Below are 22,704 nucleotides of genomic sequence, written 5' to 3' on the forward strand. Positions count from 1 at the left end.
GCGGTGCCGGCCTGGTGGATGAAGGGCGAGCGACCAACGGGAGCGAGGGCTTCGGCGGTGCGGTCGCGGTTGCGGTCAGCGCCAGTAGTTCTACCGCGAACGAGCCGTAGGCGAGTGAGCGGGTGTTTTTAGTCCAGGTTTTTGCGAACCCCCTTGCGAGCGAAGCGAGCAACGGGGGTGAAGTAAAAAAGTGGGTTCTAGTTGAGAACGACGAGCACGTCGCCCATGTCGACCGACTCGCCCTCGCTGGCGGCGACCTCGGCGACGGTGCCACCCTGGGAGGCGACCACGTCGTTTTCCATCTTCATCGCTTCGAGCACGCAGAGCACGTCGCCCGCCGCAACCTCGTCGCCGGCCTCGACGTTCACGTTCAGAATCGTGCCCTGCATCTCGGCGGTGACCTGCTCGCCCTCGGCGGTGCTCGCGCTCCCGCCGCCGTCGCCGTCGTCGCTCGGCTCGGCCGCATCGAGCTGTTGGGTGCCGCTCGCGCTCCCGCCACCCGAACCGCCGGCCCCGATCGGCGGCGCGCCGCGCTCTTCGAGGTCGACCTCGAAGCGCTTGCCGTTGACCTCGACCACGAACTCGCGCTTGGTGACTTCCTCGTCGTCCGCGTCCGCGGACGAGTCCTCCGGCCCCCATCTCTCCTGGGCGGCGTCGATCCGCTCGGGGTCGAGCTCCTCGTCGAGGTAGTTCGTGGTGTGCTCGCCCGCGACGAACGCCTCGTCGTCGAGCATCAGCCGGTGGAACGGGATCACCGTCGTGAGCCCCTCGATCTCGAACTCGGCGAGCGCGCGCCGGCTCCGCGCGAGACACTCCTCGCGGTCCGTGCCCCACACGATCAGCTTCGCGATCATCGAGTCGTAGTCGCCGCCGATCGCGTCGCCCTGACGGAGCGCGTCGTCGATCCGGATCCCGATGCCGCCTGGCGGGTCGTACGTCGCGAGCGTGCCGGTCGCGGGCGCGAACTCGTTGGCGGCGTTCTCGGCGTTGATCCGGAACTCCATCGCGTGGCCGTCGAGTTCGACGTCGTCCTGGGCGAAGGGGAGCTCCTCGTCGGCGGCCACCCGGATCTGCTGTTTCACGATGTCGATCCCCGTCAACTCCTCGGAGACGGTGTGTTCGACCTGGATCCGGGTGTTGACTTCGAGGAAGTAGAAATCGGCGTCCGCGCCGAGCAGCCCGTCCTCGTTGCGGCCGTTGTCTTCGACGAGGAACTCGAACGTGCCGGCGTTGTAGTAGTCGGCAGCATCGGCTCCGCGGCGGGCAGCCTCTTGGATCTGCTCGCGAAGCTCGTCGGTGAGGGCGGGACTCGGGCCTTCCTCGATGACCTTCTGTTGGCGGCGCTGGAGCGAGCAGTCGCGCTCGCCGATATGGCGAACGTTGTCGTGGTGGTCGGCGATGATCTGGACTTCGATGTGCCGGGGGGATTCGAGGAACTTCTCGACGAACACCGAGGCGTTGTCGAAGTACGCCTCGCCCTCGCGCTGGGCGCTCTCGAACTGTTCTGCGACCTCGCTCTCGTCTTCGACGACCTTCAGCCCGCGTCCGCCACCGCCGCCCTCGGCCTTGATCGCGACGGGGTAGCCCGCCTCGTCGGCGAACTCCCGGATCTCGTCGGCGGACTCGACGGGATCCTCGGTCCCGGGGACGATCGGGACGTCGGCGGCGTCCATCGCCTTGCGCGCGCTGGTCTTCTCGCCGAGTTGTTCCATCGACTCGCTGGAGGGGCCGACCCACGTCATCTCGCTGTCCTCGACTCGGGCGGCGAAGTCGGCGTTCTCGGCGAGGAACCCGTATCCCGGGTGGACCGCGTCCGCACCGGCGCGTTCGCCGGCATCGACGATCGCCTCACCGTCGAGATACGAGTCGGCGGCGCGCGCCGGCCCGACGTTGTAGGCTTCGTCGGCGTACCGGACGTGTCCCGCGTCCGAGTCGGCCTCGGAGTAGACCGCCACGGTGTCGACGCCGAGTTCCCCACACGCGCGCATTACCCGGACAGCGATCTCCCCTCGATTGGCGACGAGAACCTTCTCGAACATTCCTGGGGGTGGCTACTGGGAGTCGGGTCATAAACCATGCGGAGCGTCCCAGCCAGTCGGTTCAACGAAAGAGCTTTGTTGGACGGCGGTGAGGTCGAATTCGTGACACCGACTCCACCCGGTGTCGACGCTCGCGGCAATGGACTGCAGTCCTAACTTTTCGTCGGGTGGAGCCTCGCACGGGTCGTGCCGGTCGGGGTGAAACCCGACGCACTGTCCCTGTTCGTCCGACGACCGACACGCGATTCGATACGGATGCACACTCGACCACGAGACACCGACCGCGACCGACCCCGAACGGAGCACCGCCGATGAGCGACATGGACCCGGAGAGCTTCTACGACGAGCTCGCCGAGGGCGAGTGGGAGCGTCTCGACCGCGATCCCGTGACCCGCATGGAGTTCGCGAGCACGACGGCGTACCTGGCCCGCGACCTGCCCGACCCGGGTCGCGATCGATCAGGCACGGATGATCCCGCCAGCAGCCACGTGCTCGACGCGGGCGGTGCGGCGGGCCGGTACGCCGTCTGGCTCGCCGAGCGCGGCCACGACGTGACGCTCGTGGATCTCTCCGCCACGCAGGTCGAACTCGCTCGCGAGAACGCCGCCGAACGTGGTCTCGCCGACCGCGTTGCGGCCGAACGGGGCGACGTGCGCGCTCTCCCGTTCGCCGACGACACCTTCGATGCGGTGTGCTGTCTCGGCGGCCCGTTGAGCCACGTCGTCGACGCCGACGAGCGTGCGGGCGCGATGGCCGAGCTCCGACGGGTCGCCCGCACCGGCGCACCCGTTTTCGTCTCGGTCATCGGCCGTCTCGCCGTGCTCCGGGACATCATCAAGTTCAACCTCGACGGGAGTCACGGGTTGCTCGGCCCCATCGCGGAATCCGGCGATTACACCGCCGACCTCGTCACCGAGCACGGTGACGGCGAGGGATGGGCCGAGTGTCACTTCTTCCGCGCCGCCGAGTTCGAGGCCGAACTGGAACGGGCAGGCTTCAAGGTCGAGCAGTTGGTCGGCCTCGAAGGCGTCGCCACCCGGATGAAACACGAACTTTCGGGGACCGATGAGGAGGTGATCGAGGACGTTCGTGACGTCGTGCGGACGCTTCGAGAGGACCCGGTCGTCGCGGACGTGTCGGAGCACATCCTCGCGGTCTGTCGGAACTGACCGAGATACAGCCGATCAGCGCGATCGACGGGACACGACTACCCGTCGTCGTGTCCCATGAGACGGTGTGCAGCGACACCCGCGAGTCCCGCGAGACCGGCGAGCACGCCGAAGCCAGGACCCGACGATCCGCTCGTCCCGGCGGTCGCTTCCGCGGTGTTCGCGCCGGCCTCCGTCGTACTCGTTCGGTCGGTTCCCGGATCGCTCGTCTCGCTGCTCGTCGCGTCCGTCGCGGTCGCGTCCGTCGTGGTCGTCGCGGCGGTGGCTCGCGTCGGTGCTTCGGTGCCCATTGCGCTGCGCTCCGCACTCGTGTTCTCGACGCTCGTCGTGGCTGTCGTGGTTCCGGGGGTCGCGTTCGCGGTGCTCGCGCTGGAACTCGTGTTCGCACCCGTGGCTTCGGAGGGCGTGTTTGTCGTGTTCGTGGTTGTGGTCGCGGCCTGCGTGGATGCCGCTGGCTGGCGGATACGATGGACCGCACCGTTCTCGTTCTCGGCACCTGGGTCGTCGGTCGTGAGCACGTAGAGGTCGCCAGCGTCGTCCCGCCCGAACGCGAGGACGAACCCACCGAGCAGACCGCTCTCGGTGTTCTCGACCGCGAGTTCCTCGAGCTCCCAGAGTCCGTCGTCGGTCGGTGTGGCGGCGAACAGCGAACCGGTCGGTTCCTCGGTCTCCACTGGTTTCCGATAGTCGCCGAAGACGTACTTCCCCTCGAGAGACGGGATCGCGTCGTTCTCGTAGACGTAGCCGCCGATGATCGCCGAACCCACGCCCCGTCCCTCGTGGCTGTGCGGGTACTCGATGACCGGATCGATCAGCGGTTCGCCGCCACGGACATCGGGTGGGGTCCGTTCGGGACACTCCTCGGGCGGGGTCTTGCTGCCGTCCGGACCCGGTTCGAAGCAGTGGGTTCCCTCGCGGACGTTCCAGCCGTAGTTCCCGCCGCTTTCGACGATGCTGACCTCCTCGAACCCCTTCTGGCCGACGTCGGCGACGAACAGCCTCCCGTTCGAAAATCCCATTCGCCACGGGTTGCGAAAGCCCCACGCGAACTGCTCGTCGAAGCCATCCGCGCCCACGAGCGGGTTGTCGTCGGGGATCCCGTAGGGTCTGTCCTCCCCTTCGCCGTCGACGTCGATCCGGAGGATCGATCCGAGGAGGTTCTCGTCGACGTCCTGCCCGTTGCCGGCCACGTCAGGTCCGCTACCGCCGTCGAAGCGCTCGTACCAGTCCGCGACGTGGCCGATCCCTCGGTCGTGGCCACCGCCACCGTCGCCCATTCCCACGTAGAGGTAGCCGTCGGGACCGAACGTGATCGCGCCGGAGTTGTGGGTGTCGTACGGCGACGGGATCTCGAGAAGCGTCCGCTCGGAGTCGGGGATGCCCCGCTCCAACTCCTCATTCGCTCGAAAGGCCGAGAGCACCTCGGTGTGATCGAAGTTCTCGGGGGTGTCTTCGCGTCGTGGCGCGCTGTAGCGCAGGTAGAACCGGCGGTTCTCGTCGAAGTCGGGATGAAAGGCGAGGCCCAGCAGCCCCATCTCGCCGGTGATCTCGGCCAGCCGGTCGCTCACGTCGATGAACGGCTCCTCGCGGAGGCCGTCGGGTTCGTTGACGTACACCTGACCGGCTCGATCGACGACGAACTGTCGATCCCGCTGCTCCGAGGCAATCTCGAAATCGAGCGGCGCAGCGAGGTCGCCGTCGGCGACCGTCTCGACGCGCACCGTCGCCCCCGTCGGGATGAACGACTCGGAATCGTCGTCCTCGGTCGTCGTCTGAGTTCTCTCGCCCGATCCGCTGCCGAAGCTGATCGAGCCCTGCATCGAAGTGATGTGTGGCTCGCAGACGTACTCGGCCATCTCCTCGCGTGCGGTGAACTCGAGGGATTGGGTTTCGCCCTCCTCGCTCATCACCTCGGTGCGTTCGAGCACGTTCTCCTCGGAATCGAGCAGCGCGACGTTGTGGCCCACTCCATCCAGATTCTCCCAGACCACGCGGTAGTCGGTTCCCGGTTCGAGGTCCAGCGTGGGGTTGGTTTCGCCCGCAATCGACTCGGGCGCACGGCCCTGCCAGCCGGCGACCTCGCCGCCGAGCCGGATGACCTCGGGTTCGGATTGGGCCTCGGCACCGGCGAGTCCGCCGACGCCAGCAAGCGTGCCGACCGCGGTGAGCGAGAGGAATCGACGGCGCGACGAAGTGGCGGCCGACCGATCCGGCGATGTCATCGATCGGCAAACGGATGACGGTCGGCACACTCAAGCCGTGAGGAACCGCATCGCCTGGTCGGAGTTCGTGACGAGTGCAGATGCGATTCGTTCGACCGTTCGGTGTGGCGATGACACATTTGATGCCGGTTCGTTGTGTTCCCTCAAAGAAACCTCGGTTCCGGCCGTAGTGACAGCAGCGGCAGGCGCTCCCCGTCACCGCTCGACCGCGTGCGACCGCACTACAGCCGATCGGTCCGTCCGGCGGCGGCCCACGGATCGGTCGGCGCGTCGAGCGGAACGCGCACGTCGCGGTGCTGCAACTGCGAGACGCGCCCCGCGAACCGCCACCGGCCCCCCTCCCACGAGGGCTCATCGTCCGTCGTTGCCTCGGCGGCCGCGGCGGCCTCGTCGCGGAGATGTGCCCCGAGCGCCGCGGCGATCGCGGCGGCCTCGCCCGAATCGGCGTCGTCGGGGATCGCGGCCGCGAGTTCCGTCATCCGCTCCCGTCCGTCAGCGGGCGAATCGGACGCCGTCACAGCGGGATGTTCCCGTGTTTCCGGTCGGGGCCGGATTTGCGCTTGTTCGACAGCATTTCGAGGTCGTCGATCAGCACCGGACGGGTGGTGTGCGGTTCGATCACGTCGTCGACGAACCCGCGTTCGGCCGCCGTGTAGGGGTTCGCGAAGGTGTCACGGTACTCGTCGATCAGCTCCTCGCGGCGGGCCTCGGTGTCGTCGGCCGCGTCGAGTTCGTCGTCGTAGAGCACGTTGACCGCGCCCTGGGGACCCATCACGGCGATCTCCGCGGTGGGCCACGCGTAGTTCACGTCGGCGTCGATGTGTTTCGACGCCATCACGTCGTACGCGCCGCCGTAGGCCTTCCTGGTGATCACAGTGAGGAGGGGGACCGTGGCCTCGGAGTAGGCGTAGAGGAGCTTCGCGCCGTGTTTGATGATCCCGCCTTTCTCCTGGTCGGTGCCGGGCATGAAGCCGGGCACGTCGACGAAGGTCACGAGCGGGATGTTGAACGCGTCGCAAAAGCGGACGAACCGCGAACCCTTGAGCGAGGCGTCGATGTCGAGCGTGCCGGCGTTCACGCGGGGCTGGTTCGCGACCACGCCGACCGGCCGGCCGTCGAGCCGCGCGAACGCGGTCACGAGGTTTCTGGCATAGGAATCCGCGACCGAGAAGAACGACCCCTCGTCGACGATCCGCTCGATGACCGCCGTGATGTCGTAGGGTTTCCGGGGCGCGTCGGGAACGAGGTCTTTGAGTTCGTCGTCCTGGCGGTCGGGATCGTCCCACGGGTCGACGCGCGGCGGGTCCTCGACGTTGTTCTGCGGGAGATACGAGAGCAGCCGTCGGATGTCGTCGAGCGCCTGCTTCTCGTCGGCCTCGGAGAAGTGGGCGACGCCGCTCTCGCCGGTATGAGTCGACGCGCCACCGAGCTCCTCGAAGGAGACCTCCTCCCCGGTGACGGTCTCGATCACGTCCGGGCCGGTGATGAACATGTGAGAGGTCTCCTCGACCATGAAGATGAAGTCCGTGATCGCGGGCGAGTAGACCGCACCGCCAGCGCAGGGCCCCATGATCGCCGAGATCTGGGGCACCACTCCCGAAGCCTGCTGGTTGCGATGGAACACCTCGGCGTAGCCGGCCAGGGAGTCGATCCCCTCCTGGATGCGTGCGCCCGCCGAATCGTTGAGGCCGATGATCGGTGCGCCGACCTCCATCGCCTCGTCCATCACCTTGCAGACCTTCTGAGCGAACACTTCGCCGAGCGAGCCGCCGAAGACGGTGAAATCGTGGGCAAACACGAACACCGTCCGGCCGTCGACATCGCCGTAGCCCGTCACGACGCCGTCACCCGGAATCTGGCGCTCGTCCATATCGAAGTTGGTCGAACGATGTGTTCGAAGCTGATCGAACTCGTGGAAGGTGTCGTCGTCGAGGAAGTAGTCGATCCGCTCGCGCGCGGTCATCTTGCCCTTCTCGTGTTGGGATTCGATGCGCTCCTCGCCACCACCGAGTTCGGCGGCGCGCTTTCGTGCTCGAAGCTCCTCGATGGGATCCTCGTAATCGTCCGTCATGGTTTCGTGCCCTCGGCACCGTGCATACGGGCCGGTAGCAGGGCTCCGGAAAAGGGATTCCGGTGGAGGATGCGGGGCGGTCGCAGCCTCGACCGATTTATCGGAGCGGTCCAGGGACGATGTAGTAGCCCGTCTCGGGCGTGGCGAACAGGTCCCAGAGGTTGAGCGCGACGACGATCACGACCACGGCGAGAACCACCGTCCGGAGCCACCAGAGCCAGATCGGCGCGAGCGAGCCGCTCGTCGATCCCGTCCGGAGCTCGTCGATCGCGTCGCGGCCGAGCACCCAGCCGACGAACACCACCACGAGCAACACGGCGAGCGGGAGGAGGAGGGTGACGCCGATCCCGTCGAACCAGTTGAGCCACGCGGTGTCGTACGCCGAGGGAATCCCGAGCGCGAAGATGATCCCGCCGAGTCCCGCCGCGGTCGGGAGCCGCGAGAACCCGTAGTTGTCGACGAGATAGGCGACGACCGCTTCGAGCAGGCTGATCGCCGAGGACAGCGCCGCGATCAGAATGACGCCGAAGAAGACGACGCCGACCGCCTGACCCACCAGTCCGCCGCCGGGAAGTTCGGAGAGCGCGGTCGGGATGGCGACGAACACCGCGCCGGGACCGCCTGCGCCGGCCTCGATTCCCTGGGCGAACAGCAGCGGGAGCACCACGAGCCCGGCGAGCACGCCGATGGCGGTGTTCGAAATCGCGATCGAGAACCCGTCGACCGGGAGACTGTCGTCCTCGCCGAGATAGGAGGCGTAGGTGATCATCACGCTGAACCCGAGCGAGAGGCTAAAGAGCGCCTGGCCGAACGCGTCGGGGAGTACGTCCCTGAAGTTCGAGATGACGACGTCGAAGTCGGGATTGAGGAAAAAGGCGTAGCCCTCACTTGCACCGGGCAGCGTCGCCGCGAAGGCCGCGAGCCCGACGAGCATCACGACGACCGCGGGGACCATCACCTTCGTCGCGAGCTCGATCCCGTCCTCGATCCCGAGCGCGACGATCCCGATCGTGATGAGCATGAAGACCGCGTGGGTGCCGACCGACGACAGGCCCACGGAGATCGCCCCGAAATACCCCTCGGGCGCGGCGAGCGCGTTGCCGGTGACGCTACCGCCGATGTATCGGATCACCCAGCCGCCGATCACGCTGTAGTACGAGAGGGTCCAAAAGGCCGCGATCACGCCGACCGCGCCGACGAACCACCAGCCCGGCCGGCCGAGCTTCCGGAAGGCCCCGATCGCGCTGGTGTTCGCCCGCCGGCCGATCACGAACTCCGCGAGGATCGCCGGCAGCCCGATCACCAACACCGCGAGGAGGTAGACGACCAGAAAGGCCGCCCCGCCGTTTTCCGAAGTGATGAACGGAAAGCGCCAGATGTTGCCCAACCCCACCGCGCTACCGATCGCCGCGAGGAGGAAGCCGAGTCTCGTCGCCCAGGTTTCGCGTTCTGGCATGACTGGCGGGATTTCGCGTCCCGGTTCAAAAGCTCCGCGAATCGCTTGTTGCCGTGTGTCTCGTTACGCTTCCCCGTACACCGGGACCGCCGCGCCGCTCGTGACGCCGGCCGCGTCGCTACACAGGAAGCAAACGACCTCGGCGATCTCCGCGGGCGTCGGCCAGCTCTCGTGGTCGGCGTCGGGCATCATGTCGCGGTTCGCGGGCGTGTCGATCACCTTCGGCATGATCGCGTTCGCGCGCAGCTCGCCCCGGTTCTCTTCGGCGATGGTCTCGGTCAGCAGCCGGACGCCCGCCTTCGCCGCACGATACGGCCCGTCGCCCTCGCCGCCTTCGAGCGACGATTTTGCCGACACAGAGACGATCGCGCCATCCGAATCCCGGAGATGTGGGATGGCGTGTTTCGAGCCGAGGAACATCGTCCGGAGGTTGACGTCGAACACCATCCCGAACTCGTCAGTATCGGTTTCATCGATCGGCTGGCCGCCGCGCCACGTCCCCGCGATGTTGCACAGCGCGTCGAGCTCGCCGTGTTCGTCGACGATCGCCTCCACGACGCGCTCGACATCGGCCTCGTCGGTGAAGTCGGCCTCGTAGAACTCCACACCCTCGGCGTCGAGCAGCGAGTCATCGTCGTCGGGCGTGACGAGATCGATCGCACAGACGGTCGCGCCAGCGGCCTGAAAGCGCTCGCAGATCCCGCTGCCGAGCGCACCGCTCGCGCCCGTGACGAGCACGACTCGATCGTCGAGGTCGAAATCGGTCGGCATGGCTCGACGGAGGCGGGCGAGGAGTATAAACGCAATCCCGGCTCAGGGAACGAGCACGAGTTTGCCGAGGAAGCTATCCTCCAGCACGGCGCGTTGGGCCTCGTCCGCCTCGTCGAGATCGTACTCCCTCGCTACGTCGACGGTCAGATCGTCCTCGGCCATGAGGTAGGCGATACGACGGAGCCCCACCCGGAGATCGGGCGTGTTGAACATGCTCATGAACTGGTAGCTGACGTCCTTGCTCCGGGCGACGCCGTCGTTTTCGAGCCCTACCGTGGGATCGTGTTCGCCGATCCCGACCACCCGCGCGCCCGTCGCGGCCACATCGGCGTCGAACTGGAGGTAGTCGTCGAGGCGGTGATCGAGGATCACGTCGACACCCTCGCCGGCAGCGCCGGCCCGCTCGGTGCTCGCCTCGCGGACGGCGTCGGCGAGATCGTCACGCGAATAATCGAACACCGCGTCCGCACCGAGCTCATGGAGCCGGTCGTGGTACTCGGGCGCAGCGGTCGTGACGACGTGTGCGCCGGTCGCGGCGGCCAGTTGGACTGCGGCGTGGCCCACACCCCCGGAACCGCCGTGGACGAGGCAGCTCTCGCCCGGTTCGAGGTCCGCGTGATCGATCAGCGCGCGCCACGCGGTGACGGCGGCGACGCCCGCCCCGCCGGCCGCGGTCGTGTCGACCCCGTCGGGGAGACGAACGATCCGATCCTCGGGAACGGTCGCGTATTCGGCGTAGCCGCCGTGGTGATCCCGGCCGAGACCGGTGGCGTAGACTCGATCACCCTCCGAGAACCCGTCGACGTACTCGCCGACGGCAGCGACCTCGCCGGCGAGGTCGACGCCAGGCGTCATCGGCAGCTCGAACGGCTCGTACGATCCCTCACGGAAGTAGGTGTCGACGGGGTTGACGCCGGCGGCGTGGATTGCGACCAGTATCTCGTGGCCTGCGGGTTCCGGCCGATCGACCTCGTCGACTCCCAGTACCTCGGGTCCGCCGTACTCGCGGAAACGAACGGCGCGCATACCGGACAGTCACCGACGCGAAGCAAAAAGCTATCTCCGAGCGGTCCGCTTCCGCCACGGGCTCGCTTCCGTCACCGGCCTGCTTCCAGCAGGGCTTTGGCTCCCGCACCCGGATCGACGACCGATGCGGCTGATCGCCCACCGGGGCTTTGCGAACCGCCACCCCGAGAACACGCTCGTCGCGATCGAGCATGCGGTCCCGGATGCCGACATGATCGAACTCGATGTCCGGCGGTGTGGCTCGGGCGAACTCGTCGTGTTCCACGACGAGACCGTCGATCGGGTCACCGACGCTACCGGCCGGGTCGACGAACTCTCGGCGGCCGTGCTCGCCGATCTCGACGTGCTCGACACGGGGACCGGCGTGCCGATGCTCGCGGAGGCCGCCGGCGCGATCCCCCGAGACACCGGGATCGTGATCGACTGCAAGGAACACGGTATCGCCACCGAAGCGGCTGCGGCGGCCTCCACAGTCGACAACGAGGTGATCGTCTCCTCGTTCGACGCGCCGACGCTCGACGCGCTCGAAACCGACGACCCCACTGTGGAACTCGCCTATCTCTTCGGGCTCCGGCCCGACGAGGACTTCGACGACGCGCTCGCGCTCGACTGCTCGTACATCCACCCTCACTGGGGCCACTGGCTCCTGACCGACGCGATCGACCGCGCCCACGACGCGGGAATGAAGGTGAACGTCTGGACGATCGATAGCTCGGTCGTCGCCAGGCTTCTCGACCGTGTGGGCGTCGATGGCGTGATCGCCGACTCGTCCAACGTGCTCTGACACCGGTCTTTACTTCGGAGCGGATGGAAGGACACAGCATGAACGAACGACGCTGTCCCGACTGCGGCGTGACCATGGAGGTCACGAAAGCGGTCACGTCGATGGATTCCGAGAGCGTGAAGCTCAAAACCGACGACAAGCGCGAAGGACTGTTGGGATCGCTCGGAATGAAACGAACGCTCGGCGTCGATGCGTACCTCTGCCCCGAGTGTGGACTGGTGCGGCTGTACGCCGACATCGAGGAGTGATACTGCCGGTCGGCAGTGATGCGTGACAGTACCTGGCCGTCGAGCGACAGCGGTTCGATCATCGGGGATCGATGGGGATGCCGCCGACCGGCAGTAGAATCGACGGGATTTAAGCGGCCGGCACCCCCCTCTCGAAGCGATGCGACTTCACGAATACCAGGCAAAGGAGGTCTTCGCCGAGGCCGGACTGCCGACCCCGGATGCGGAGTTGGCCGAGAGCACCGACGAGGTGCTCGCGGCGGCCGACTCGATCGGCTATCCCGTCGCAGTGAAGGCCCAGGTCCACGTCGGCGGCCGCGGCAAGGCCGGCGGCATCGAGCTCGTCGAGAGCGACGACGAGGCCCGCGCAGCCGCCGATTCGATCCTCGGGATGGATCTCAAGGGCTACACGGTCGAGCGCGTGCTGGTCGAGGCGGCAGTCGACTTCGTCGACGAGCTCTACGTCGGCGTGACGATGGACCGCGGCGAGGGCAAACCCGTCGCGATGGTCTCCTCCGAGGGCGGCGTGAACATCGAGGAAGTCGCCGAGGAGAACCCCGAAGCGATCGCGCGCGAGCACGTCGATCCCGCGTTCGGGATGCATCCTTACCAGGCCCGGCGCGCGGTGTACGACGCGGGTGTCGAGGATGACGTCGCGAGCGACGTTGCGGGCGTGCTCTCGACGCTGTACGACCTCTGGGCGGACAGCGACGCGGAGGACACCGAAGTGAACCCCGTGATGGTGACGAGCGATCGCGAGGTCGTCTGCGCGGACGCGGTCATGAACATCGACGACGACGCGCTCTTTCGCCACCCCGACCTCGCCGAGATGGAGGAGGCAGCCGCCGAGGACGATCTGGAGGCGAAGGCCAACGAGTACGGCTTCGACTACGTCCGCTTGGAGGGCAACGTCGGGATCATCGGTAACGGTGCAGGCCTCGTGATGACCACGCTCGACCTCGTGGATTATTATGGAGGAGCGCCCGCGAACTTCCTCGACATCGGCGGCGGCGCGAAGGCCGAACGTGTGGCGAACGCACTCGACATGGTCTTTTCCGACGAGAACGTCGACAGCGTGGTGTTCAACATTTTTGGAGGTATTACCCGCGGCGACGAGGTCGCCCAGGGGATCAACGACGCGATCGCACAGTTCGACGAACTCCCGAAACCGATCGTGGTGCGCCTGGCGGGCACCAACGCCGAGGAAGGCATGGAGATCCTGAACACCGACGCGCTCGACGTGGAGGAGACGCTCGAAGGCGCAGTCCAGCGAGCCGTCGAGCACGCCGGAGGTGAGGGTCAATGAGTGTGCTCGTCGACGACGATACCCGTGTTGTCGTCCAGGGGATCACCGGCGGCGAGGGCGAGTTCCACGCGGGCCAGATGATCGAGTACGGCACGAACGTGGTGGCCGGCGCAGTCCCCGGACGAGGCGGCGAAGAGGTCCACGGCGTGCCGGTGTACGACACGGTGAGTCGGGCCGCAGAGGCCGAGAACGCCGACGCCTCGGTGGTCCTCGTCCCGCCCGCGTTCGCGGCCGACGCCCTGTTCGAGGCGCTCGACTCGCCCGTCGACCTGGTCGTGGCGATCACCGAGGGCATTCCCGCCCAGGACATGGCGAAGGTGTACAAGCGCCTCTCCGAGACCGACACCCACCTCATCGGGCCGAACTGTCCGGGCGTCATCACGCCGGGCGAGGCGAAGCTCGGCATCCTGCCGGGGAACATCTTCTCGTCGGGCAACGTCGGCCTGATCTCGCGGTCGGGAACCCTGACCTACCAAGTGGTCGACAACCTCACCGACCGCGGGCTGGGCCAGACCACCGCCATCGGGATCGGCGGCGATCCCATCATCGGGACGGACTTCGTGGACGCCCTCTCGCTGTTCGAGGACGATCCAGCGACCGACGCGATCGTGATGTGCGGCGAGATCGGCGGCAGCGACGAGGAGGAGGCCGCCGAATACATCGACGCGAACATGGATACCCCCGTGGCGGGATTCATCGCGGGCCGGACCGCACCGCCCGGAAAGCGGATGGGCCACGCCGGAGCCATCGTGAGCGGGTCGGGAGCCGGCACCGCCGAGAGCAAGATCGAGGCGCTCAGCGAGGCCGGCGTGCCGGTCGGCGACACGCCCGAGGAAGTGGCCGACAACGTCGAAGAGTTGCTGTAACCCAGCTACTCGTATTTCCAGAGGCAGCGTGAAGACGGCCTCTCAAACGGTGACGAGGTCTCCATTCAAGGATCAGTCTGCCCAGATACAGGCTCGAACCCCCTGAGTTCTTGTCAATCGCCACTGACGAGGGCTCCATGGACGAACAGCAGAAAGTCGCCGAGTTCGTGGACGAACACGATCTCGACATGAGTACCGAATTCCGACTCCTGAACCTGGTTGAGGAGATCGGCGAGATCGCCGAGGACGCCATCGAATCCGCCGAGTACGGCGATTCGCCAGGCGAGATATCCGTGACTGCCGACGAGTTCGGGGATGTCCTCTTCACGACCCTCCAGATGGGGAACTCGGCCGGTATCGACGCCAGCCTGGAAAAATACGAGGAGCGAATCGAGGAGTCGGGAGACCCCTCGTCGTAGTCCCAACCCTCGAAGTCATATCCGGAAGCCCGACGCATCTGACGGATGTTCGACGAGTGACGGCGGTGGCGACCGGGGGCTACCGGAGGGTGCAAAGAGCTGGTTTCGCTACTACTGGATTAGGCACTTACCGAGCTAGGTACGGGTGGAGTCGCCGTCAATCAAGGGCCTTAGATCAAGATCGTAGTTCCGAATAAGAGGAAAGCAAAGAAGATCGTGAGCCACTCGCTCCTTTTTCTGGCCGCATAGCGAACCCATTGATCCAACTCAACTAATCGGGCGGTCCGATAGTAGTCAAGAGGGTGGTATAGCAGGACTTCCGTATCACCAGTAGTATAATCTACGTAGAGGACAGCGTTGTTCATAGTGTGTGGTAGAGCAGGCAAAGAAAGATCCAGATACACGCCCAACCTCTCCAGATCCCCCATAGCAAGACCAAATCGCTTCGCTTCTCCGGACAACCGACCTTGGTCACGGATTGTGTCCTCTATTTGGTCGAATCCGGGTTCTCCCCGAGAGAGGATATTCTGGTCTATTGGATTGTAGTGCCCAGTAAATGGATTAGACGGGAAGTCTTCGTCCGGGATCCGCAGGGTGTTCTCTTTCTCGAACTCTGTGGGGAACCGGAGTTTGCTAATCCCCTTCTCTGCCTCTTGTATGAAGTACTGTCTGAAGCCCAGAGGGACAAGAGGAACCAATATAGTGAGCACCAACTGCAATAACTCCCCTGCTGTCACCATTGTTCTTGATCACCGAGCCAAGGAAGTATCGGGTGCACTCTAATCGCTGCTATTTGTCCCACCTCTTATATCTCTGACGCTACTATTTCTGGTGAATCGCAAGCCGTGACGGGGTTCAAGACACGAACAATAGCCAAACGGATGAATACTACACCGAGAGCCGTCGAAGGCATACATGGAACTTACTGCCGTACGGTTCTTGCGAGGTGACCGCCGAGCAAATGGGTCGGGGCGGATTTGAACCGCCGACTTCCTCCGTGTGAAGGAGGTATCATAACCGGCCTAGATCACCGACCCGCACTCACCAGTTCCCGACCTCGAAGTATAAACGTTGTCTTCAGTAGTCGGGCGCTTCCTCCGCCACTCCGTCGCGCTGGTTCACCACGCGCGCGAGGGTGAACAGCGCGTCCGAGAGCCGGTTCAGGTAGACCACCGCGGCCTCGTTGATTTCCTCCTCACTCGCGAGCGCGACCGCGCGGCGCTCGGCCCGCCGACAGACCGCTCGGGCGTGGTGGAGGCGCGCACCCGCGTCGCCACCGCCGGGGAGGATGAACGACTGGAGGGGGTCGAGTTCGTCGTCGTAGGCGTCCATCCACTCCTCCAGACGGTCCGTGCGCTCGGCGGTCATCTGCGGGTCGTCCTCGGCCGGATCGGGGTTCGCGAAGTCCGCCTGAACGATGTGGAGGTGGTTCTGGATCGCGCGGAGCTGGTCGTCGACGTCGTCGTAGCCCGTCGGGCGGACCCGCCCGACAGTCGCATTCACTTCGTCCACCGTCCCATAGGCCTCGATTCTCGGACTACTCTTCGAGACGCGATCCATCGTCCGGAGATCGGTTTGGCCCTCGTCGCCCCGGCCCGTGTAGATCGTCATGGCGCGACAACGACCGCTGGCGACTTATACGCTGTCGGTCGGCAGTCGTCGGGCGTTTCGTCCACGAATGTGAGCACTACGGGCGTCGACCGCTACTCGTCGAGTGAGATCTCCTCGGGCGGTGTCTCGTCCTCACGGGTTTCGTCGCCATCGCTCCCGAGCAGTCGTCGTGCGGCGAACACTGCGTACGCCACGCCGGCCAGAAACGCGAGGATCGCAGTGCCACCACCGACGCGTTTCCCGGTTCGTTTCGCGTCGTCGAGACGGTGGCCGACCATCGTCGACCGTGATTTCTCGACGGTCGCGACGACCTGGCGACCGTCGTCGGTCTCGGTCGTCCGAAGATCGGTGATCGTCTCACCTCGACGGCCGTCGATGTCGAACGCGTCGGCCAGCTGCGCCGTCACTGTCTCGAAGTCGGCTGCCCGTGGCCCGTCGGCCGCCGGCGCTTCCGCTTCGTCCGTCCCGTGTCCTTCCGACTCTCGGTCGGTTTCGCCGCTTTCCTCGATCGAACTCGTTTCTGAGGTCTCCGTCATAGAACAGTAACACACTCTCTACCACTCCTAAGGGTTGTGGCTGCATATGCTGTCTCCCGGGGTGTTCGAGCCGAAGCTGCCCCGAGAGAGGGTCTCCAGGAGAGAACTGAGGCTTCCGAACACGGCTCGTCCACAGGGGCCGCTCGCGCTCAGTCGTCCGCCGGTTCGCCGTCACCGTGTTCCTCGTCGCCGAGGTCCGGGAGCTCCGGCATCGCGCTGGTGTCGTGGGTGCCCACCGGCGGGAGGTTGACCGCTGCGGCCGGCGAGGCGTCGAGATCGACGCCCGCATCGAGCGCGTCCATCTCGCCGTCGGCGTCGCGGGCGTCCTGGTCGATCCGCATCGAGCAGAACTCGACGCCGCACATCGAACAGAAGCGCGCCTCCTTGTAGTTGTCACCCGGCAGGGTCTGGTCGTGTGAATCACGGGCGTGGTCGGGATCGAGCGCGAGATCGAACTGCTCGCGCCAGTCGAAATCATACCTCGCTTCCGAGAGCGCGTCGTCCCAGTCGCGCGCGCCGGGCAGCCCGTTCGCCACGTCGCCGGCGTGGGCCGCGATCCGGTAGGCCGCGAGCCCCTCCCGAACGTCTTCGGCGTCGGGCAGCCCGAGGTGTTCCTTGGGCGTGACGTAGCAGAGCATCGCCGCACCCGCACGGGCGGCCTCGGTCGCCCCGATCGCGCTCGTGATGTGGTCGTAGCCCGGCGCGACGTCGGTCACGAGCGGCCCGAGCACGTAGAACGGTGCGCCGTCACAGACCTCCTGCTGGCGCTCGACGTTGTCCCGAATCTGGTCCATCGGGACGTGACCCGGCCCCTCGACCATGACCTGAACGCCGTGCTCGCGCGCGGTCCGGGTGAGTTCGCCGAGCGTATCCAGTTCAGCGAACTGGGCCTCGTCGCTCGCGTCCGCGAGACTCCCTGGCCGAAGCCCGTCGCCGAGGCTGAACGTGACGTCGTGTTCGGCGAAGATCTCACAGATCGCCTCGAACTCGGTGTAGAGGGGGTTCTGCATCGCGTTCTCCTCCATCCACTGCGCGAGGATCGAGCCGCCGCGCGAGACGATCCCCGTCACCCGGCCGTCGGTCAGCGGGAGGTGTTCCATCAGGACACCAGCGTGGATCGTCATGTAGTCGACGCCCTGCTCGGCTTGCTTTTCGATCACGTCAAGCAGGAGGTCGCGGGTGATCTCCTCGGGACTCTCCGCACGCTTGACCGCCTCGTAGATCGGGACCGTGCCGATCGGCACGGGCGAGTGCTCGACGTTCGCCTCGCGGATCGTGTCGAGCTCCTCGCCGGTGCTCAGGTCCATCACCGTATCCGCGCCGTAGTGGACGGCGGCGTGGAGCTTTTCGAGCTCCTCGGTCCGATCGCTCGTGGTCTTGCTGTTGCCGATGTTGGCGTTGACCTTCGTGGCGAACTCCCGGCCGATGATCATGGGATCGAGGCTCTCGTGGGCGTGGTTCGCCGGGATCACCGCCTCGCCCGCGGCGACCTGCTCGCGGACGAACTCCGGATCGCGGTTCTCGCGCTCGGCGACCCGCTCCATCGCCGGTGTGATCGTTCCCCCGCGGGCGGACTGCAGCTGCGTTCGGGCTCGTGCCATTGACAACTAGCTACTACCATCGAGTAATAAACGTGGCGGCCGCCGGCGACGACCGACGGCACGGCGACGAGCGGGTGACGATCCGGACGAGCGACAGGACGATGGACGTTTATACCCCGGCGGAGGAACGCCGAGGCGTGAGTCTCGTCGCTCAGGTGGCCGTCTCGCTCGACAGCCCCGTCGCGAGGATCGCGCTCGCGGGCGCGCTCGGGCTGTTCCTCGGGCTCGAACGCGAGTGGTCCGACAAGCCTGCGGGCATCCGAACCTTTTCGCTGATCACGCTGCTCGGTGCGGTGTTCACCGTCCTCGATCGCGAGGGGCTGCTGGCGATCGGCGGCCTGCTCGTCATCGTTCAGGGTGTCGTGCTCGCCATCCGCGGGCTGCGAGACGAGGATCTCGGGCTCTCGCTCACCACCTCGGTGTCGATGCTGGTGGCCTACGGCGTGGGCGCGCTGACCGCCGCCGGCTACGTCATCGAGGGGGTGACCGTGGCGGTGCTCTCCTCGCTCCTCCTGGTGCTGAAGCGCGAACTCCACAGCTTTGCGGGCGGGCTTTCGCGCGAGGAACTCCGCTCGACCACCGAGTTCGCCATCCTCGCGTTCGTGATCTACCCGCTCCTGCCGACCGGCGACGTCACGATCGGCTCCGGCGACCTCGCGGTCGCGATCGAACCTCGCATCGTGTGGCTGATGGTGGTCGCGGTCGCCGGCATCGGGATCGTGAACTACGCCATCGTCAGAACCTACGGCGGTCGAGGGATCGCTGTCACGGGCTTTTTCGGCGGTCTCGCGTCCTCGACCGCCGTCGTCGGAACGATGCTCGACTCCGTCCGCCAGCGCCCGACCATGACCTCCTACGCCGTCGCCGCCGTGTTGCTCGCGGACGCGGCGATGGCGCTGCGGAACCTCGCGATCGTGCTCGCGTTCACCCTCCCGAACGTGCTCGTGGGTGCGGTCGTCCCCCTCGCGTTCGTCGTCGTCGGGAGCGTCGCGATCGCGGCCGCGACCGCCGACTGGGACGAGCAGGTGAATATGGATCTCGACAGCCCGTTCTCGCTCCGGAACGCGCTCGCGTTCGGCGCGATGTTCGCGGTGGTGGTGCTCGCCGGCGGGGTCGCTCAGGCGCAGTTCGGCGAGGTCGGCTTCTACGTCACCGCCGTTCTCTCGGGCCTGGTCTCCTCGGCCGGCGCGACCGCCTCCACGGTCTCGCTCTATCGGACCGGGAGCCTCGCGTACGAGACCGCCGTGATCGCCGTGTTGCTCGCCACGGCGTCGAGCATCGTGGTCAAGGCCGCGCTGACCGCCGCCGGTCCGAGCCGCCGGTTCGCCACCCGAGTCGCGCTCTGGAGCGGCGTCCTCCTCGCCGGATCGCTCGCGGCGGCGGTCGTCCTGACGCTGTAAACGATGTCGTTACAGCGTGGCTTTCGTGCCGTGATCGTTGAACAGGACGCCACACTCGCTACACCGGCGCTGGTAGCCGGTGGTCCAGCTCGGTCGGACGTTCTCGGTCGTTTTGCAGATCGGGCAGTCTGACATTGGTCACCTCGTCCCTGGATGGGTCGTGAGCGAGGAATCGATTGAGGCTACCGCCCGGACTCTTCGCATGGGTACGTTGTGCACGGAATCGCCGATCGAGATCGTCCGCGTGGCGGTCGTGGTCGTCGATCGCCGCCATCGAAACCGCTATCCGGGCGTCGCGCCCACCACGCCCCATGCAGGCCGTCCAGTTCACCGAGCACGGCGACCGCGACGTCATCGAGTACGGCGACTACCCCGATCCCGAACCCGGCCGGAACGAGGCGCTCGTCGACGTGAAGGCCGGCGCGCTGAACCACCTCGACGTGTTCACCCGCGGCGGGCTGCCGGGCGTCGACCTCGACATGCCACACATCCCCGGCAGCGACGCCGCCGGCGTCGTCGAGGCAGTGGGGGAAGACGTCACACGGGTCGAGACGGGCGACCGGGTCGCGGTCACCGCCGGCCGGTCGTGTGGCGAATGCGAGTTCTGTCGCCACGGCGAGCATTCGCTCTGTGAGAGCTACCACATCATCGGCGAGCACGTTCAGGGAGTCCACTCCGAACAGGCGGCCGTCCCCGCCGAGAACCTCGTGCCAGTACCGGAAGACGTCGACTGGGAGACCGCGGCCGCCGCGCCGCTGGTCTTCCAGACCGCGTGGCGAATGCTGGTCACGCGCGCCGATCTCGATCCCGGCGAGTCGATCCTCGTGCTCGGTGCGTCGGGCGGCGTGGGTCACGCCGCGGTCCAGATCGCGGAGTACATCGGCGCGGAGGTGTACGCCACCGCGAGCACCGACGAGAAACTCGACTACGCGCGCGAGTGCGGTGCGGACCACACCATCAACTACGAGGAGACCGACTTCGCGCCCGCGATGCGCGAGGCTACCGACGGCCGCGGGGTCGATGTGGTGGTGGATTACGTCGGCCCGGCGACGTGGGAGAACTCGATCAAGTGTCTCGCCAAGGGCGGCCGACTCGTGACCTGCGGGGCGACCACCGGCCCGAAAGCCGAGACCAACATCAACCGGGTGTTCTGGAAGCAGGTCGATATTCTGGGGTCGACGATGGCCTCGCTGGGCGAGGTCGACGACGTGCTCTCGCTGGTGTGGGACGGTACTTTCGAGCCGAAGATCCGCGAGACGCTCCCGATGAGCGAGGCCGCCCGTGCCCACGAACTGCTCGAAGAGCGCGAGGGGTTCGGGAAAGTGGTCGTGGTGCCCGACAGCGAACGATAGCCGCGCAGTCGGCGAAGGGAAAGGAGAGGCGGGAGACGCCTCAGATCGCGGGAATTCCGATGGCTTCGAACGGCAGCTCGGTGTAGATCGCGATCAGGTAGAGGACGACGATCGAGATCACCCATGCGAGGAGGGCCGCCGGAACAGCGGTCACGATGCCGCCGGAGTACCGGAGGTAGAGCACGACGATCCAGATGAGGAGGGCGACGAGCGCGCCGGCGAACGGCGTGATGCCGACGTCGTAAAGGTTGAGCGCGAGGCTCACGATACCCCACACGGCCGCACTGAGAAGCGAGGAGACGATGGCGTGGACGAACGACGGGTGTTGGTCCGAGACGAGCCGGATTCCGAGGTAGTTCCCGATCCCGCCAGCGAACATGCTCACGGCGAAGATGATCGCCGTGCCCGTCAGAACGTCTATCGTTTCGAGCTGTAGTGGTTGCACGGGTTTCGACTCGGACCTGGCGGGAATAATCTTGGGGCTTGCATTCACCACGGAGCCGTCTCCTCACGATTTATTAGGATGCGAGTAAAGGCTGAGGTATGCCGGTGGATTACACACAGCTCCACGATCCGAACGCCGAGTACACGATGCGCGATCTCTCGGCCGGAACGATGGGGGTTCGCGCGAAGCGCGGCGGCGGGCGCGACGTCGAGATCACCGATGTCCAGACCACGATGGTCGACGGCAACTTCCCGTGGACGCTCGTCCGGGTGTACACCGACGCGGGCATCGTCGGCACGGGCGAGGCCTACTGGGGGGCCGGCGTGCCGGAGCTCGTCGAGCGGATGACGCCGTTCGTGGTGGGCGAGAACCCGCTCGACCTCGATCGACTGTACGAGCACCTGGTCCAGAAGATGAGCGGCGAGGGATCGGTCGGGGGGACGGCCGTCACCGCGATCTCGGGGATCGAGATCGCGCTCCACGACCTCGCCGGCAAGATCCTCGAACTCCCGGCCTACCAGCTGCTGGGCGGGAAGTACCGCGACGAGGTGCGGGTGTACTGTGACTGTCACGCCGGCGAGGAGGAAGACCCCGAGGCGAACGCCGACGAGGCCGAGCGCGTCGTCGAGGAGCTGGGCTACGACGCGCTGAAGTTCGACCTCGACGTGCCATCGGGCCACGAGAAGGACAGGGCGAACCGTCACCTCCGGAACGCCGAGATCGAGCACAAGGCCGAGATCGTCCGTGCCGTGACCGAGCGCCTCGACGGCCGGGCCGACGCCGCGTTCGATTGTCACTGGGCGTTCTCGGGCGGGAGCGCGAAGCGCATCGCGCACGCCGTCGAGGACGACGACGTCTGGTGGCTCGAAGACCCCGTGCCGCCCGAGAACCACGACGTCCAGCGCGAGGTCAGCCAGTCCACGACCGTCCCGATCACCGCCGGCGAGAACGTCTACCGCAAACACGGCCACCGCCGCCTGCTGGAGGACCAGGCGGTCGACGTGATCGCCCCCGACCTCCCCAAGGTGGGGGGGATGCGCGAGACCAGAAAGATCGCGGAGATGGCCGACACCTACTACGTCCCGGTGGCGATGCACAACGTCGCCTCGCCCGTCGGCACGATGGCGGGCGTCCACGTCGGCGCGGCGATCCCGAACGCGCTCGCGGTCGAGTACCACTCCTACCAGCTCGGGTGGTGGGAGGACCTCGTCGAGGAGTCGGTCATCGCGGACGGCTCGATCGACGTGCCCGAGAAGCCGGGTCTCGGGCTGACGCTCGATCTGGACACGGTCGCGGAACACGTGGTCGACGGCGAGGAGCTGTTCGACGAAACGTAGTTTCGTCGGGCCAGCAAATCTTTGATTTGCGTTGTTCGATGCGGCGTAGCCGCATCGAGCTCGTGG

22 protein-coding genes and 1 tRNA gene are annotated in these 22,704 nt (G+C 66.4%); 9 read left to right on the plus strand and 14 right to left on the minus strand.

The genetic code is table 11. The features are described from left to right. Positions 1-197: 197 nt before the first annotated feature. Entirely contained in the window at positions 198-2,039 is a 1,842-nt protein-coding gene (locus tag TX76_RS03440; protein ID WP_049899123.1) for an acetyl-CoA carboxylase biotin carboxylase subunit, read from the minus strand. Between the two features lie 311 nt (positions 2,040-2,350). Between TX76_RS03440 and TX76_RS03445 the strand changes: the two genes are divergently transcribed. Further along, positions 2,351-3,208, plus strand: a complete 858-nt coding sequence (locus TX76_RS03445) for a class I SAM-dependent methyltransferase (RefSeq protein ID WP_049899125.1) — start codon at positions 2,351-2,353, stop codon at positions 3,206-3,208. Between the two features lie 38 nt (positions 3,209-3,246). Here TX76_RS03445 and TX76_RS03450 read toward each other — a convergent pair whose 3' ends face one another. The 6 genes from TX76_RS03450 to TX76_RS03475 form a co-directional block, all read right to left on the minus strand. Next, a complete protein-coding gene (locus TX76_RS03450; protein WP_049899128.1) occupies positions 3,247-5,430 on the minus strand; it encodes a PQQ-dependent sugar dehydrogenase in 2,184 nt (727 codons plus the stop codon). 221 nt (positions 5,431-5,651) lie between these two features. Next, entirely contained in the window at positions 5,652-5,909 is a 258-nt protein-coding gene (locus tag TX76_RS03455; protein ID WP_079890736.1) for an acc operon protein, read from the minus strand. Positions 5,910-5,944: 35 nt separating this feature from the next. Further along, entirely contained in the window at positions 5,945-7,501 is a 1,557-nt protein-coding gene (locus TX76_RS03460; protein WP_049899131.1) for an acyl-CoA carboxylase subunit beta, read from the minus strand. Between the two features lie 97 nt (positions 7,502-7,598). After that, positions 7,599-8,957 (minus strand): sodium-dependent transporter, encoded by a 1,359-nt coding sequence (locus tag TX76_RS03465; RefSeq protein WP_049899133.1) that lies wholly within the window; start codon positions 8,955-8,957, stop codon positions 7,599-7,601. Between the two features lie 63 nt (positions 8,958-9,020). Then, complete coding sequence (locus tag TX76_RS03470; protein WP_049899135.1) at positions 9,021-9,728, minus strand: SDR family oxidoreductase; 708 nt, start codon at positions 9,726-9,728, stop codon at positions 9,021-9,023. Between the two features lie 42 nt (positions 9,729-9,770). Then, positions 9,771-10,754, minus strand: coding sequence for an NADPH:quinone reductase (locus tag TX76_RS03475; RefSeq protein ID WP_049899137.1), 984 nt, complete (start codon positions 10,752-10,754; stop codon positions 9,771-9,773). 124 nt (positions 10,755-10,878) lie between these two features. Between TX76_RS03475 and TX76_RS03480 the strand changes: the two genes are divergently transcribed. The 5 genes from TX76_RS03480 to TX76_RS03500 all read left to right on the plus strand — a co-directional run bounded on the left by TX76_RS03480 (position 10,879) and on the right by TX76_RS03500 (position 14,356). After that, positions 10,879-11,538, plus strand: coding sequence for a glycerophosphodiester phosphodiesterase (locus TX76_RS03480; protein WP_049899139.1), 660 nt, complete (start codon positions 10,879-10,881; stop codon positions 11,536-11,538). Between the two features lie 38 nt (positions 11,539-11,576). Further along, complete coding sequence (locus tag TX76_RS03485) at positions 11,577-11,786, plus strand: hypothetical protein (RefSeq protein ID WP_049899140.1); 210 nt, start codon at positions 11,577-11,579, stop codon at positions 11,784-11,786. 139 nt (positions 11,787-11,925) lie between these two features. After that, positions 11,926-13,071, plus strand: coding sequence for an ADP-forming succinate--CoA ligase subunit beta (gene sucC, locus TX76_RS03490; protein WP_049899142.1), 1,146 nt, complete (start codon positions 11,926-11,928; stop codon positions 13,069-13,071). Beyond that, a complete protein-coding gene (gene sucD, locus TX76_RS03495; RefSeq protein ID WP_006076933.1) occupies positions 13,068-13,937 on the plus strand; it encodes a succinate--CoA ligase subunit alpha in 870 nt (289 codons plus the stop codon). Before sucC ends, sucD begins: the two co-directional genes overlap by 4 nt. A gap of 137 nt (positions 13,938-14,074) precedes the next feature. Next, positions 14,075-14,356, plus strand: a complete 282-nt coding sequence (locus tag TX76_RS03500; RefSeq protein WP_049899144.1) for a MazG-like family protein — start codon at positions 14,075-14,077, stop codon at positions 14,354-14,356. A gap of 170 nt (positions 14,357-14,526) precedes the next feature. Here the strand turns inward: TX76_RS03500 and TX76_RS03505 are convergent, their stop codons facing one another. The 5 genes from TX76_RS03505 to thiC all read right to left on the minus strand — a co-directional run bounded on the left by TX76_RS03505 (position 14,527) and on the right by thiC (position 18,104). Further along, entirely contained in the window at positions 14,527-15,096 is a 570-nt protein-coding gene (locus TX76_RS03505) for a hypothetical protein (RefSeq protein WP_049899146.1), read from the minus strand. A gap of 222 nt (positions 15,097-15,318) precedes the next feature. Next, a tRNA-Val gene (locus TX76_RS03510) sits at positions 15,319-15,393 on the minus strand. Between the two features lie 40 nt (positions 15,394-15,433). Further along, positions 15,434-15,967, minus strand: a complete 534-nt coding sequence (locus tag TX76_RS03515) for a cob(I)yrinic acid a,c-diamide adenosyltransferase (protein ID WP_049899149.1) — start codon at positions 15,965-15,967, stop codon at positions 15,434-15,436. A gap of 92 nt (positions 15,968-16,059) precedes the next feature. Further along, entirely contained in the window at positions 16,060-16,503 is a 444-nt protein-coding gene (locus tag TX76_RS03520; protein WP_049899151.1) for a hypothetical protein, read from the minus strand. Between the two features lie 149 nt (positions 16,504-16,652). Then, complete coding sequence (thiC, locus tag TX76_RS03525) at positions 16,653-18,104, minus strand: phosphomethylpyrimidine synthase ThiC (RefSeq protein WP_049899154.1); 1,452 nt, start codon at positions 18,102-18,104, stop codon at positions 16,653-16,655. 137 nt (positions 18,105-18,241) lie between these two features. On the opposite strand from thiC, the gene TX76_RS03530 reads away from it, so the two are divergent. Then, entirely contained in the window at positions 18,242-19,504 is a 1,263-nt protein-coding gene (locus tag TX76_RS03530) for an MgtC/SapB family protein (RefSeq protein WP_049899396.1), read from the plus strand. A gap of 9 nt (positions 19,505-19,513) precedes the next feature. Here the strand turns inward: TX76_RS03530 and TX76_RS18490 are convergent, their stop codons facing one another. Beyond that, complete coding sequence (locus TX76_RS18490; protein WP_267462356.1) at positions 19,514-19,639, minus strand: hypothetical protein; 126 nt, start codon at positions 19,637-19,639, stop codon at positions 19,514-19,516. A gap of 176 nt (positions 19,640-19,815) precedes the next feature. Between TX76_RS18490 and TX76_RS03535 the strand changes: the two genes are divergently transcribed. Beyond that, positions 19,816-20,856, plus strand: a complete 1,041-nt coding sequence (locus TX76_RS03535) for a zinc-binding dehydrogenase (protein WP_049899155.1) — start codon at positions 19,816-19,818, stop codon at positions 20,854-20,856. 40 nt (positions 20,857-20,896) lie between these two features. Here TX76_RS03535 and TX76_RS03540 read toward each other — a convergent pair whose 3' ends face one another. Continuing rightward, positions 20,897-21,301, minus strand: a complete 405-nt coding sequence (locus TX76_RS03540) for a hypothetical protein (protein WP_049899157.1) — start codon at positions 21,299-21,301, stop codon at positions 20,897-20,899. Between the two features lie 98 nt (positions 21,302-21,399). Here TX76_RS03540 and TX76_RS03545 point away from each other — a divergent pair, with 98 nt between their 5' ends. Further along, a complete protein-coding gene (locus TX76_RS03545) occupies positions 21,400-22,638 on the plus strand; it encodes a mandelate racemase/muconate lactonizing enzyme family protein (RefSeq protein ID WP_049899159.1) in 1,239 nt (412 codons plus the stop codon). Positions 22,639-22,704 lie beyond the last annotated feature (66 nt).

It is taken from the genome of Halococcus agarilyticus (genome assembly GCF_000334895.1).
Taxonomy (GTDB): Archaea; Halobacteriota; Halobacteria; order Halobacteriales; family Halococcaceae; genus Halococcus; species Halococcus agarilyticus.